The organism is Pseudomonas qingdaonensis, assembly GCF_018398475.1.
GTDB classification, from domain to species: Bacteria; Pseudomonadota; Gammaproteobacteria; order Pseudomonadales; family Pseudomonadaceae; genus Aquipseudomonas; species Aquipseudomonas palmensis.
Genome location: NZ_CP074676.1, coordinates 5,044,525 through 5,058,246, shown reverse-complemented (window position 1 = coordinate 5,058,246; position 13,722 = coordinate 5,044,525). Strand labels below are relative to the sequence as shown.

Below are 13,722 nucleotides of genomic sequence, written 5' to 3'. Positions count from 1 at the left end.
AACAGGAGTGTCTCGTATGAAGAAGTTCGCTATTGCTGCTGCTACTGCCACCGCGCTGACCCTGACCATGGCTAACGCCGCCTTTGCAGCCCAACCTGCATCGCAAGCACCGATGATGCTGGCTGCTGGTGAAATGACCAAGGCCAAAGAAGAAACTTCCGATACCTGGATCACCACCAAGGTCAAAGCCGACCTGGTCACCGAGAAAGGCATCCCGGGTACCGACATCAAGGTCGAAACCAACAAAGGTGTGGTTTCCCTGTCCTCGACCACCGCGATCACCGAAGCGCAGAAAACCACTGCGGTGAACATCGCCAAGAAAATCAAGGGCGTGAAAGCCGTTTCGGCTGATGGCCTGAAAGCTGAGTAAGCGTTTCGCTCGCTGATCCTGACGGTTCATGCGAAAGGCCACACGGAGGTGGCCAACCCTAAAGCCCCGGCGCAGTCAGCCGGGGCTTTTCTTTGTGCGCTGGACCGCTGGCCTGGCGCCAGTGCTCCCGCCAGCCCTACTCGGCGTCCAGGTGCAGGGGCGAGATCACCCGGCCATCCGCTTCGGCCTGGCCCAGCGTGGCGTCGATGAAGTACACCCGGTCGTCTTGCAACTGACCCTTGTCGACCAGGTAGTCCTTGATGCTGCTGGCGCGTGCCTGACCGAGCTGACGCAGCAGCACGGTGCTCTCGGCCCATGACTTGATCACCGCTTCCTGCAGCTTGGCAGTACGCTGTGCACGGTCCAGCTGCTCCCACTCGGCCGGTGGCTGCTGCTTGAGACGGGTACGGTAGATGCCCTCGAGCATGGCCGGCTTGTCGCCATCGGGCACCTGCAGTTGCGAGGCCTGTGCCGGCACCTTGTCGCCGCGACGCTGAAGGATCTTGTAGTAGGTGCTCTGGTACTCACGATCCAGACGCTGTGCGGCAATCAGTGGCCCGTCGCTGCTCTGGGCGCTGGTGCCTTCGATTTCCAGGCGCAGGGCAGGGCGTTCCTTGAGTGCTGCCGCCAGCTTGTCCAGCGAGCCCTGGGCATCGCTGCTCAGCTCGCTTGAGCCGGGGGCGAAGGACACGGTGCCCAGGTCTTCGGAACCGCCACCACTGACCAGCCCGCCGATGAACTTGAACGGCGCCTGGGCGGCGCGCAGCACCAGGTTGCGCAGGGTCTGCCACACGATCGGCATTACGCTGAACTGCGGGTTGTTGAGGTCGCCCGACACCGGCAACTCGATGGAGATCTTGCCCTCGGTGTCTTTGAGCAGCGCGATCGCCAGGCGAATCGGCAGGTTGACGGCGTCGGGGCTGTCGACCTTCTCACCCAGTTGCAACTGCTCGACCACCACCTTGTTCTCGGCCTTGAGCTGGCCCTTGGTGATCAGGTAGTGCAGGTCCAGGTTCAGGCGGCCCTTGCGAATCCGGTAGCCGGCGAACTTGCCCGAGTACGGCGTCAGGGTCGTCAGCTCGACACGCTTGAAGCTGGTGGCGATGTCCAGGCTGGCCATCGGGTCGAACGGGTTGAGCGCGCCCTTGATGGTGACGGGCGCATAACGGTCCACCTTGCCCTTGATATCGACCTTGGCCGGGTGTGGCTGGCGGTTGTCGATGGTGCCGATCTGGCCGTTGAGCTGCTGGATGGCGGTGGCGAAGTTGGGCGTCAGGCTGAAGTCGGCGAAGTTGGCCGAGCCATCGTTGATGTCGATGCCACCGATACGGATGCCCAGGGGCTTTTCATTGCTGGCCGGGGGCTTGCCCTGGGGCTTGGCGGCGCCGTTGGTCGGCTGCGGAATCAGCAGGTCATCCACGCTGGTGGTGCGGTCTTCGTTGATCATGAAGCGGGCATAGGGCTGCTGCAGGGTCACCTTGGCAATGCTCAACGCATCGCCGTGGCGATAGTCCAGGCCGTCCACGTTCAGTTGCTGCCATTTGACGAAGTCACGGCCCTTGATGGTGTCCAGGGTATGCAACTGATTGACCTGCGCCTTGCCGGTGACGCTGAACGCCAGCGGGGCGGTGTTCTTCAGGTCCACGTTCAGGTCGCTGCCGAGCATGCCGCTGCGCAGCTCCAGGCGAATGAACGGGCTGATGTAGGCCTGGGCTACCCGCAGGTCGATGTCCTGTGTGCTGACCTTGAGCCGGGCGCTGACCGGTGCCAGGTTGACCTCACCCGATGCCTGCAGCTTGCCCTGGCGGCCGACGCCGCTGTCGAGCTTGAGGGTGAAGGGGCTCTTGTTGAGGCTGTCGAAGTTCTGCAGGTCGAGGTTGAGCGGGCCGACATCCAGCGCCACCGCTTCTTTCTGCGAGCGATCGGCCAGATGAACCTGGTAGTTGCGCAGTTGCACGTCGCGCAGCAGCACCTGCCACGGCTTGCCGGGCGCGGCCTTGGCGCTGGCTTCCTGCGGCGCGGCCCCGGCAGTGGCCGGCTCGGCCTTTTCCTTGGGGGTGGCCTTGGCAGGCTGGCTGGCGAAGAGTTTTTGCCAGTCGAGCTGGCCGTCGGCTTCCAGGGCAGCCCAGGTTTCCAGCTTTTCACTGCGGATCTTGCCGACCGTGACCAGCTGTTTGGCCAGGTCGACCGTGGTTTCACTCACGTCCAGTCGGGCCAGGCGGGCCAACGGGCGACCGTCCGGGGCCTTGATCGCGAAGGGGGCGATGCTGAGCGAGGCGTTGTCCAGCAGCAGCTCGGTTTCCTTCGACAGGTTGAGCTTGTAATGGGTGTCCAGGTTGAGCACGCCGTCTTCAAGCACCAGCGGCAGGGCGTCGCGCACGTACGGCCACCACACCTTCATCTTGCCGTCGGTGACCTTGAGGGTGCCTTCGGAGGCGATCGGTACCAGGCTGATGGTGCCGGCCCAGTCGATGCGCCCGCCCTCTGGCCCGGCGGCCACCAGGGTCATGTCGGCGTTGTCGTCGGGCAGGGTGCTGAGGTTCTTCAGCTCCAGGTTCATCGAGTCGTAGAGGAATTCGATCGGCTCGCTCGGGCGCAGGTCCTGGAAGTGCAGGTAGCCCTCGCTCAGCTTGATGCTGCCGATGCGCAGCGGGAACGGTTCGCTTGCCGGCGTCTCGGGCTTGGGCTCGCTGGGCGGCAGCTTGAACAGCTGGGTCAGGTTCAGGCTGCCGTCCTTGGCGAACAGCAGCTCGGTGCGCGGCTTGTCCAGCTCGACGGCTGCCAGGTGCAGGGCACCGGACCACAGGCTGTCGAGCTGCAGGTTGGCGTAGAGGCGTTCGAAGCCGACCTGCTCCTTGCCGGTCTCGCCGATCTGCAAGCCCCATAGCGTCAGCTCGAGGCTGAACGGATTGAGCTCGATACGCTGGATGTGCGCCGGCACGGTGGCGTAACTGGCCAACTGCTGATTGGCGATGCGCAAGGCTACGCCAGGCAGGATCAGGAAACCGAGGAGGCTGTACAGGGCCAGGCCGGCCAACAAGGCGCCGAGGGCGCGTTTCAATCCTTTGGGCATGTGCGGCGTCGTCTGTCTAGAGCGGGAGTGCTTGGAGTATGGCACGTTAATTCGGTTCCGAAGGTAGTCCGAAATACCGGACTACCTGCGGTTTTTTCCACTTACAGCTGCAGGATCAAGCACTTCAGGGGCGGCTGTCCGTCCAGTGACGGGAAGTCGTCTGCCGGCTTGAGCACCTGCCATTCCCGCACCGGGCGGCCGATCTTCTGTGCGCAACGCAGCACCTGCTCGCGCCAGTCGTCGAGGCCGACCTTGGCCAGGTTGTTGCAGCAGATCAGCACGCCGCCTTCGGCCGTGCTCAGCAGGGCGGGCTTGAGCAGGCTCTGGTAATCACGCAGCAGGTCGACGGTGCCGAACGCGCTCTTGGCCCAGGCAGGCGGGTCGAGCAGTACCAGGTCGAACTCGCGCGGCTCCAGGCGCGGGTAGGCCGGCAGCTTGTGCCCGCGACGCTGGCTGACCGGCAGGCCTGCCAGCTGGCGAATGGCCGGAAAGTAGTCGGACTGGATGAACTCCATGGGCGCCAGTTGCGGGTTGAGTGCGCCGTTCTCGCGGCCAACGGCCAGGTTGCCTTCGGCGAAATCCAGGTTGCACACCGCGCTGGCACCTCCGGCGGCAGCGCTCAGGCCTACCCCGCAGGTATAGGCGAACAGGTTGAGCACGCGTTTGCCGGCACTGTGTTGCTTGACCCAGCCACGGGCATTGCGCAGGTCCAGAAACAACAGCGGGTCCTGGCCGGCATGGCGACCGCGCACGCGGTAGTTCAGGCCCCACTCGTGACCGACCAGGTCGGCCAGCGCGGCCTCGCTGGGCTGGTAGACCGGGTCGCGCCGGTCGATGCGGCTGTTGCCCTGGGAGCGGTCGTTGTACACCAGCAGCAGTGGCAGGCCCAGTTCGCGCTCGATGTGCCCATGCAGGTCCAGCAGGGCATCGCGCTCGAGGGTGTGGTGAAAGCTCTGTACCAGCAACTGCGGGCCATAGCGGTCGACGGTCAGTCCGCCCGCGCCTTCCTGGCTGCCGTGGAACAGCCGGTAACAGTCGGTGCCCTGGGCGTGCAGCTCACTTAGAAGCTGCTGGCGGGCGTCGAGGGCGGCGCGCAGCGCCTGATTCAAGGAGGACATGCACGTAGCCTTGGTTTGCGGGCGTGCAGTTTAACAGCAGGCGGGTGCCTTGCACCTGTTCAGGCGCAGCCCACTCGCCGCCTGGCCCGGTGCAGCGAACTGTCGCGCATGGCCCAGCGCAGTACCGGCGCCGTGCTGTCGATGCCCAGGCCTACCAGCCGCCGCTTGAGCGGGTGCGGCGTGCGCTCGAGCAGTTCGCCGGCCCAATCGGGCAGCAGGTTGATCCCCGCCTGCATCATCAGGTTGGCCACCGGTTTGGCCAGGCGGCTCGGCGCCGGGGCCTCCAGCAACACACGCACCACTTCGCGGCTGCGCTCGTCGCATGCCAGTTGCGGACGCATGGCTTGCAGGTAGTGCGCCACCGCCTGGCGCGAACGCGGCACGTTGCGAGCCCCCAGGCGTTCGGCCACCAGGGCGATCTCGGCGTAGTAGGCGTCCTGGTCGGCCGGCGAGAGGTGAGGATTGCGGTAGCGCAGGTGCGCGGCCATGAAGCTGCTGACTTCGGCCACGTGCACCCAGGTCAGCAGGTCCGGGTCACTGGCGGCATACGGGCGGCCATCGGCCGCGGTCCCCACCACCTGCAGGTGAATGGTGCGTACCTTGTCGATCAGCCATTCGGCGTCGCGGGTGGAGCCGAAGGTGGTGCCGGAGATGAACTGGCTGGTGCGGCGCAGGCGGCCGATGATGTCCTGGCGAAAGCTGGAGTGGTCCCACACCCCGGCCAGGGCCAGCGGGTGCAGCACCTGCAGCAGCAAGGCGCTGATACCGCCGATGAGCATGCTGGGGAAATCCCCGTGCACCTGCCAGCTGATGCTGCGCGGACCGAACAGCCCGGGGTCGCCCTTGGGCTGTTCGAGGTCGAGTTGGCCCAGGGCCAGGCCCGTGAGGCTCAGCAACTGTGTTTCGATACGGCGGCGTAGCGCTTCCATGGATACCTTGAGGCACCGTCGCCGCGGTGCCGTTCATTGGTTCAGGCGTTTGTCGATCAGGCCTTGGACCACGCTCGGGTCGGCCAGGGTCGAGGTGTCGCCCAGGTTGTCCAGCTCGTTGCAGGCGATCTTGCGCAGGATGCGGCGCATGATCTTGCCCGAGCGGGTCTTGGGCAGTGCTGGCGCCCACTGGATCAGCTCGGGTTTGGCAAAGCTGCCGATCTCCTTGCTGACCAGCGCCAGCAGTGCCTGCTTGAGGTGGTCGTCCGGGGTCACGCCGTTCATGGGCGTGACGAAGGCATAGATGCCCTGGCCCTTCAGGTCGTGAGGGTACCCGACCACGGCGGCTTCGGCGATGCTGTCGTGCAGCACCAGGGCACTTTCCACCTCGGCAGTGCCGATACGGTGCCCGGACACGTTGATCACGTCGTCGATGCGCCCGGTTATCCACAGGTCGCCATCGGCATCGCGGCGCGCGCCGTCGCCGGTGAAGTAGTAGCCTGGCAGGGGTTTGAAGTAGGTGTCGATCATGCGCTGATGATCGCCGTATACGCTGCGGATCTGCCCCGGCCAACTGGCCTTGATCGCCAGCAGCCCGCTGCCGGGGCCCTCGATCAGCGCGCCCTTGTCGTCCAGCAGCACCGGCTGCACGCCGAACAGCGGACGGGTGGCACAACCGGGCTTGATGTGGCGGGCGCTGACCAGCGGGCTGAGCATGATGCCGCCGGTCTCGGTCTGCCACCAGGTGTCGACGATCGGGCAGCGCTTCTCACCGACCTTCTCGAAGTACCATTCCCAGGCTTCCGGGTTGATCGGCTCGCCCACGCTGCCCAGCAGGCGCAGGCTCTTGCGCGAGGTACCGTCGAGCGGCGCCGAACCTTCGCGCATCAGTGCCCGCAGAGCGGTGGGGGCGGTATAGAAGATGTTCACCTGGTGCTTGTCGACCACCTGCCAGAAGCGCGAGGCATTGGGGTAGTTGGGCACGCCTTCGAACATCAGGGTGGTGGCGCCGTTGGCGAGCGGGCCGTAGACGATGTAGCTGTGGCCGGTTACCCAGCCGACATCGGCGGTGCACCAGAACACCTCGCCGTCGCGGTAGTCGAACACTACCTTGAAGGTCAGGGCGGCCTGTAGCAGGTAGCCGGCGGTGGTGTGCAGTACGCCCTTGGGCTTGCCGGTGCTGCCGGAGGTGTAGAGGATGAACAGCGGGTCTTCCGCATCCATCGGCTCGGGCGGGCAGTCGTCGCCCACCTGGCTGATTGCCTCGTGGTACCAGAGGTCGCGGCCTTCGTTCCAGTCCACTGGGCCGCCGGTGCGGCGTACCACCACCACGCTGCTGACGTCCGGGCAGCTTTGCAGGGCCTTGTCGACGTTGTTCTTCAGGCCAATGCTCCTGGCGCCGCGCACGCCTTCGTCGGCGGTAATCACCGTGCGGCAGTCGGCGTCGAGGATGCGGTCGCGCAGGGCGTCGGGGGAAAAGCCGCCGAACACCACCGAGTGAATCGCGCCGATGCGGGTACAGGCCAGCATGGCGAAGGCAGCTTCGGGAATCATCGGCATGTAGATGCACACCCGGTCGCCCTTTTTCACCCCGCGCTGCTTGAGCACGTTGGCCAGGCGGCACACCTGCTGATGAACCTGGCGGTAGGTGAGGGTGGTGGACTGCTGCGGGTCGTCGCCTTCCCAGATGATCGCCGGCTGGTCGCCGCGCTGAGCCAGGTGGCGGTCCAGGCAGTTGTAGCTGACGTTGAGTTTGGCATCCTTGAACCAGGTTGCCTGGCCCGTGCGCAGATCGCTCTGCTGAACAGCCGACCAGGGGATGATCCAGTCCAGGCGCCTGGCTTGTTCGGCCCAGAAGGTGTCGGGATCGTCTACGGACTGGCGATACAGGCGCTGGTAGTCGGCCTGGGAGAGTTGTGCCGCCTTGCTGACGGCATCGGCTTCGGGGTAGTCGCTGATATCGAACATTGGGGGGCCCTTTCCTGTTGGATAGGTGTCGCTCCCATCGCGGGCCAAGCCCGCTCCCACGCGGTGTGCATTGTACCTGTGGGAGCGGGCTTGGCCCGCGATGGGTACAACAACATCCCGACAGTGTAGCCCTTAGCCCCGGTGACGCCCGCGGAAGTAGTTGATCAGGCCCTGGGTCGAGGCATCTTCGGCCGGCTCTTCGATACCGCCGGTCAGGCGCTGGTACACGCCCTTGCCCAGTTCCTTGCCAAGCTCCACTCCCCACTGGTCGAAGGCATTGATGCCCCACACCACGCTCTGCACGAACACCTTGTGCTCGTACATCGCCACCAGCGCGCCCAGGCGCCGCGGGCTGATGCGCTCCACCACCAAGGTGTTGCTCGGACGGTTGCCCGGGATCACCTTGTGCGGCGCCAGGCGCTGCACCTCGGCTTCGGCCATGCCCTTGTCGCGCAGCTCGGCCTCGGCCTCGGCGCGGGTCTTGCCGAGCATCAACGCCTGGCTCTGGGACAGGCAGTTGGCGTACAGCCACTGGTGGTGGTCGGCCACCGGGTTGAAGCTCACCACCGGCACGATGAAGTCGGCCGGGATCAGCTGGGTGCCCTGGTGCAGCAACTGGTGATAGGCATGCTGGCCGTTGCAGCCCACGCCGCCCCAGATCACCGGCCCGGTGTCGTGGTCGACCGGGGTGCCGTCCTGGCGCACGCTCTTGCCGTTGGACTCCATGTCCAGTTGCTGCAGGTGCTTGGTGATGTTGCGCAGGTAATGGTCGTACGGCAGGATCGCGTGGCTCTGGGCGCCCCAGAAGTTGCCATACCACACGCCCAGCAAGGCCAGCAGCACCGGCATGTTCTGCTCGAACGGTGCGGTCTGGAAGTGCTGGTCCATGGTGTAGGCACCCGACAGCAGCTCCTTGAAGTTGGCGGTGCCGATGGCCAGGGCGATCGGCAGGCCGATGGCCGACCACAGCGAATAGCGTCCGCCTACCCAGTCCCACATCGGGAAGATGTTCTCTTCACGGATACCGAAGGCCACCGCAGCGGCCTTGTTGCTCGATACGGCGATGAAGTGCTTGTACAGCTCGGCTTCCGAACCACCCTGGGCCAGGTACCAGACCCGAGCCGCCTGGGCGTTCTTCAGGGTTTCCAGGGTATTGAAGGATTTGGACGACACGATGAACAGCGTGGTCTCGGCACGCAGCTTGGCCGACAGCTCGTGGAATTCGCTGCCGTCGATATTGGCCAGGTAGTGGCAGCGCACGCCGCGCTGGGCGTAGGGCAGCAGGGCCTCGGAGACCAGCTCCGGGCCGAGGAACGAGCCGCCGATGCCGATGTTGACCACGTCGGTGATCGGCTTTTCGCTGTAGCCGCGCCACAGGCCGTCGTGGATGCGCCCCACCAGCTCGGTGACCTGATTCAGCACCTTGTGCACGTCGGGCATGATGTTCACGCCATTGACGCTCAGTTTGTCGCCCACCGGGCGCCGCAGCGCGGTATGCAGGGCCGGGCGGCCTTCGGAGGCGTTGACGATTTCGCCGGCGAACAGCGACTTGATCGCGTCCTGCAGGCCCACTTCGTTGGCCAGCCCCACCAGCAGGTCGCGGGTCTGGCGGTCGATGAGGTTCTTCGAATAGTCCAGAAACAGCCCGCAGCTGCTCAGGCTGAACTGCTCGAAGCGCTGCGGGTTGGCGTTGAACGCTTCGCGCATGCTGAAGCCCTGCATGGCGCTGCGGTGTTGCTGGAGCGCCTGCCAGGCGGGCAGCGTAGTGACATCGTGGGGGGTGCGGTAGTACGCCATCGCTGCAGGTTTCCTTGGTACGTGAACTGCCTTTGACACTGGAAAGACGGGCCCGTTTCCAGTGTGGCAGGTTAATTGCCCGGCAGCCCGGCCGGGTGCGTTGTCACTGTTCGTCGAGGTTCAGGTGAAGGTTGTCGATCAGGCGCGTGGCGCCCAGTACCGCTGCCACCAGAATCACCAGGTCGCGGTCGTGCGCCCCTGCCGGGCGCAGGTTCAGCGCCTGACGGATTTCCAGGTAGTCGGGCTTGAAGCCGGCCTCCACCAGTTGTTGCCGACCTTCGGCGATCAGCACCTCGAAGTCACGGCGGCCCTGGCCGATTGCCTGGGCGATCCGGCTCAGGGTGCGGTAGATCGTGGGCGCAGTGGCACGTTGTGCGTCGGTCAGGTAACCGTTGCGCGACGACAGGGCCAGGCCGTCCTCGGCGCGCACGGTCGGTTCGCCGATGATCTGGATGGGCAGGTTGAGGTCGCGCACCAGCGCGCGGATCACCGCCAGTTGCTGGAAGTCCTTCTGGCCGAACACGGCCAGGTCGGGCTGGACCATGTTGAACAGCTTGCTGACCACCGTGGCAACACCCTCGAAGTGCCCGGGACGGCTGGCGCCACACAGCCCTTCGGACAGGTGCGGCACGCTGACCAGGGTCTGGGCCGCCATGCCGTCGGGGTACATTTCTTCGACGTTGGGGGTGAACAGCAGGTGGCAGCCGGCCTGCAGGAGTTTTTCCTGGTCGGCGGCGAGGGTGCGCGGGTACTTGTCGAGGTCTTCGTTGGCGCCGAACTGCAGCGGGTTGACGAAGATGCTCGCCACCACGAAATCTGCCCGCTGCGCGGCCTTGGTCACCAGCGCGGCATGCCCGCTGTGCAGGTTGCCCATGGTGGGCACGAAGCCGATGCGCTTGCCCTCGCTGCGTGCGCGGGCGACCGCAGCGCGCAGTTCAAGGATGGTCTTGACGGTGTTCATGCGCTGAACCCATGTTCGGTGCCGGGGAAGGTCACGCCCTTGACGGCTTGCACGTAGGCACCGAAAGCACCGGCAATGTCGGGCTGGCCGAGCATGAAGTTCTTCACGAACTTGGGCACGCGGCCGCTGAGCGACAGGCCGAGCATGTCGTGCATCACCAGTACCTGGCCATCGGTGGCGCTGCCGGCACCGATGCCGATGACCGGAATGGTCACGGCCTGGGTGATTTCCGCCGCCAGCTCGCTGGGCACACATTCGAGCAGCAGCATGGCTGCGCCGGCCTGCTCCAGGGCGATAGCGTCGGCGCGCATCTGCCGTGCCTGGTTCTCCTGGCGGCCCTGGACCTTGTAGCCGCCCAGGATGTTCACGGTCTGCGGCGTGAGGCCCATGTGCGCACACACCGGCACGCCGCGTTCGGCCAGCAGGCGAATGGTCTCGGCCAGCCAGGCGGCGCCCTCGACCTTGACCATGTGCGCGCCGGCCTGCATCAGTGCGCCGGCATTGGCGAAGGCCTGCTCGGTGGTGGCGCAGGCCATGAAGGGCAGGTCGGCCAGAATCAGCGCACCCTGGTTGCCGCGCTTGACGCAGGCGGTGTGGTAGGCCATTTCGGCGTTGGTCACCGGCAAGGTGCTGTCATGGCCCTGCAGGACCATGCCCAGGGAGTCACCCACCAGCAATATTTCCACGCCGGCCTGACTCGCCACCTTGGCAAAGGTCGCGTCATAGCAGGTCAGCATGGTTATTTTCTCGCCCTTGGCCTTGAGGCCTTGCAGGGTGGTCAGGGTTACTTCTGGCATGAAAGGAATCCTCGTTCAGGCGCTGTGAAAAACGACTGCGTACAACGCGTGTATTCATCTACTGGAACAGCACATCATCGATTGTGGTGTTTGGAGTACAACCCTGTTCCAGGCCTATATACGCCTTATGCGGCGCCGGGGCGCTGCGGGACGCCTATAGTCGTGAGCACGAAGACTGAAGTCAATTACCCTGTTACCGCATTGTTACGAAGGCGCTGTTACGGGCGTTACCGCGTGGGGGAGCGCCCGGTTACAGGCGCTCGAGGCCAACGAACGGGCATTCTGCCAGCCATTGCGCGAGGGGGCGCTGGTCGGGCAGGCAGAAGTCGCCGGGCACCAGCTCTGCCAGGGGGTACAGCACGAACGGGCGGGCGTGCATGTGATAGTGGGGAACCTTCAGGCGCGGCTCGTCGAGCACCTGATCGGCATACAGCAGGATATCCAGGTCCAGGGTGCGTGGGCCCCAGCGTTCCTTGCGTTCGCGGCCCTGGTCGGCCTCGATGGCCTGCAGGGCATCGAGCAGCGCCAGCGGCGCCAGCGAGGTATCGAGCGCCGCAACCGCGTTGGTGTAGCGCGGCTGGCCAGGCGACAGCGAGTCGCTGGCGTAGAACGACGACACACCGGCCAGTTGCGAACCCGGCAACCGGCCCAGCGCCTCGAGGGCGCTGCGCAGTTGCTGTTGCGGGTCGGCCAGGTTGCTGCCCAGGCCGATGTAGGCACGCACCATGCGGCGTTACTCGCCTGCGCCGTCGGCGCGCTTGCGCTTGCTCGGGCTGCGCTTGCGTTTGCGCGGGCCCGCGCCGGCGCCGTCGTCGCGGCTGCCCAGGTCACGGATCATGTCGCGGCGCTCGCTGTCGTTGCGGTCCTGGTAGTCGGTCCACCATTGGCCCAGGCCGTCGGTTTCCTCGCCCGCGCTCTCGCGCAGCAGCAGGAAGTCGTAGCCGGCGCGAAAGCGCGGGTTGTCCAGCAGCAGGTCGGCACGTTTGCCGCTGCGCCGTGGCAGGCGCTCCTGCATGTCCCAGATCTCGCGGATCGGCATCGTGAAGCGCTTGGGGATCGCAATGCGCTGGCACTGTTCGGCGATCAGCTCGTGGGCGGCTTCCTGCAGGGCCGGGATCGGCGGCATGCCGCGGCTCTGCAGGCGCAGGGCACGCCCTGGCAGCGCCGGCCAGAGCATGGCGGCGAACAGGAAGGCCGGGGTGACCGGCTTGCCTTGCTTGATGCGCAGGTCGGTGTTGATCAGCGCCTGGCTGATCAGGGTGTGGGTGTAGGTCGGCTGGTCTTCCAGCGCCTGGGCACTGGCCGGGAACAGCGGGTCGAACAGTTGCAGGTCGACCAGCATCTCGAAGGTGTCGGCCGCATAGCCGGACAGGAACAGCTTCAGGGTTTCTTCGAACAGGCGTGCAGCAGGGATTTCGCGCAGCATCGGGGCCAGCTCGCGGATCGGCTGCACGGTGTGCTTTTCGATACCGAAGTTGAGCTTGGCCGCGAAGCGCACGGCCCGCAGCATGCGTACCGGGTCTTCCTGGTAGCGCTGCACAGGGTCGCCGATCAGGCGGATCAGACGGTTGCGGATATCGTGCACGCCGTTGGCGTAATCGAGAATGCGCTCGCTGACCGGATCGTAGTACAGGGCATTGATGGTGAAGTCGCGGCGCTGCGCGTCTTCTTCCAGGGTGCCGTATACATTGTCACGCAGGATGCGCCCGCTCTCGTTGCGTGAAGAGGTGTGGCTGTTCTCTTCCTCGACCTCGGGATGGTTGGCGCGGAAGGTGGCGACTTCGATGATTTCGCGACCGAAATGGATATGCACCAGCTTGAACCGCCGGCCGATGATCCGGGCGTTGCGAAACTCTGCACGGACCTGTTCGGGGGTGGCACTGGTGGCGACGTCGAAGTCCTTGGGGGTAATGCCCAGGAGTTGATCGCGAACGCAACCGCCGACCAGGTAGGCCTGGTAGCCTGCGTTCTGCAGGCGCTCGACGATGTTCACCGCGTGGCGGCTGAACTGGCCACGTTGCAGTGAATGCTGGCCGCTATTGATCACTTCGGGCGTGGTGCGAATGTGGTGCTGGCCACGCACGGTAGGACGGAATGACTGGAACAACTTCTTCAGCATGGGATGCACTGTTTGAAGGAATGTTCGGCCAAAAACGAAGAATGGCCGCATGATGGGCGGGGATTCTAGCATTTACTCGAAGGATGGTGTAGGCGGGTGCATCGGGCGGGCTGAAAGCCGGAAACTACAAGGGGAGCCGAAGCTCCCCAAGAAGTAGTTGCATGCTCTTATTGTTCTTTTGCCGGGCTTCTTGTTTTTGTTGAGTGCCCTACCCACAAAACCGCAAGGCTTGTGGGCGTTCTCCCTAACCGGGAGTCAAGAGCAAACGGATTGCTTTGGTCGCTGAGGTTGCAGTGATCATGCGATCCAACCAGTTCAGGCCCTGCTTGAGTGCAGTTTTTGTTGTTCTCTGCCTGGTTGTGGGGCAAGCCCCAAATACAACTCCTCTCCAAAAGAATCAGTTAGCTGCGCCTCCGCCGTCTTGTTCTTATTGTGCGTGAGCCGATTCGTCTTATTTTTATTGTCTTTTGCAGTGCTTGTTATTGTTCTTGTACCGAACATATAGCAGGTGCCGTGCCAACTTTTGCAAACCCCAGTAAAACAAGGGGTTAGGCGGTTTTGGGGGCGTTTGGCGGGCATAAAAAAACCGG

10 protein-coding genes are annotated in these 13,722 nt (G+C 64.7%); 1 reads left to right on the top strand and 9 read right to left on the bottom strand.

Going from position 1 to position 13,722, the window contains the following annotated elements:
• The first annotated feature begins 16 nt into the window (after positions 1-16).
• A complete protein-coding gene (locus KH389_RS23110) occupies positions 17-370 on the top strand; it encodes a BON domain-containing protein (RefSeq protein WP_043863815.1) in 354 nt (117 codons plus the stop codon).
• Between the two features lie 136 nt (positions 371-506).
• Here KH389_RS23110 and KH389_RS23105 read toward each other — a convergent pair whose 3' ends face one another.
• The 9 genes from KH389_RS23105 to KH389_RS23065 all read right to left on the bottom strand — a co-directional run bounded on the left by KH389_RS23105 (position 507) and on the right by KH389_RS23065 (position 13,132).
• Positions 507-3,443, bottom strand: coding sequence for a DUF748 domain-containing protein (locus KH389_RS23105; protein ID WP_213606326.1), 2,937 nt, complete (start codon positions 3,441-3,443; stop codon positions 507-509).
• A gap of 101 nt (positions 3,444-3,544) precedes the next feature.
• Positions 3,545-4,561 carry a class I SAM-dependent rRNA methyltransferase gene (locus KH389_RS23100; RefSeq protein ID WP_043863813.1) on the bottom strand — a complete coding sequence of 339 codons (1,017 nt, stop codon included), beginning with the start codon at positions 4,559-4,561 and terminating at the stop codon, positions 3,545-3,547.
• Positions 4,562-4,620: 59 nt separating this feature from the next.
• On the bottom strand, positions 4,621-5,490 hold the full coding sequence (locus KH389_RS23095) for an oxygenase MpaB family protein (RefSeq protein WP_100634054.1): 870 nt from the start codon (positions 5,488-5,490) through the stop codon (positions 4,621-4,623).
• Between the two features lie 33 nt (positions 5,491-5,523).
• A complete protein-coding gene (gene acs / locus KH389_RS23090) occupies positions 5,524-7,458 on the bottom strand; it encodes an acetate--CoA ligase (RefSeq protein WP_213606324.1) in 1,935 nt (644 codons plus the stop codon).
• Positions 7,459-7,590: 132 nt separating this feature from the next.
• Positions 7,591-9,255 (bottom strand): glucose-6-phosphate isomerase, encoded by a 1,665-nt coding sequence (gene pgi, locus KH389_RS23085; RefSeq protein ID WP_078481326.1) that lies wholly within the window; start codon positions 9,253-9,255, stop codon positions 7,591-7,593.
• 103 nt (positions 9,256-9,358) lie between these two features.
• Complete coding sequence (panC, locus tag KH389_RS23080; protein WP_078481325.1) at positions 9,359-10,216, bottom strand: pantoate--beta-alanine ligase; 858 nt, start codon at positions 10,214-10,216, stop codon at positions 9,359-9,361.
• Positions 10,213-11,013 carry a 3-methyl-2-oxobutanoate hydroxymethyltransferase gene (gene panB / locus KH389_RS23075; RefSeq protein WP_043863808.1) on the bottom strand — a complete coding sequence of 267 codons (801 nt, stop codon included), beginning with the start codon at positions 11,011-11,013 and terminating at the stop codon, positions 10,213-10,215. The genes panC and panB overlap by 4 nt, the downstream gene beginning before the upstream one ends.
• A 250-nt stretch (positions 11,014-11,263) precedes the next feature.
• Positions 11,264-11,740, bottom strand: coding sequence for a 2-amino-4-hydroxy-6-hydroxymethyldihydropteridine diphosphokinase (gene folK, locus KH389_RS23070; protein ID WP_043863807.1), 477 nt, complete (start codon positions 11,738-11,740; stop codon positions 11,264-11,266).
• Between the two features lie 6 nt (positions 11,741-11,746).
• Complete coding sequence (locus tag KH389_RS23065) at positions 11,747-13,132, bottom strand: polynucleotide adenylyltransferase PcnB (protein ID WP_213606322.1); 1,386 nt, start codon at positions 13,130-13,132, stop codon at positions 11,747-11,749.
• Positions 13,133-13,722 lie beyond the last annotated feature (590 nt).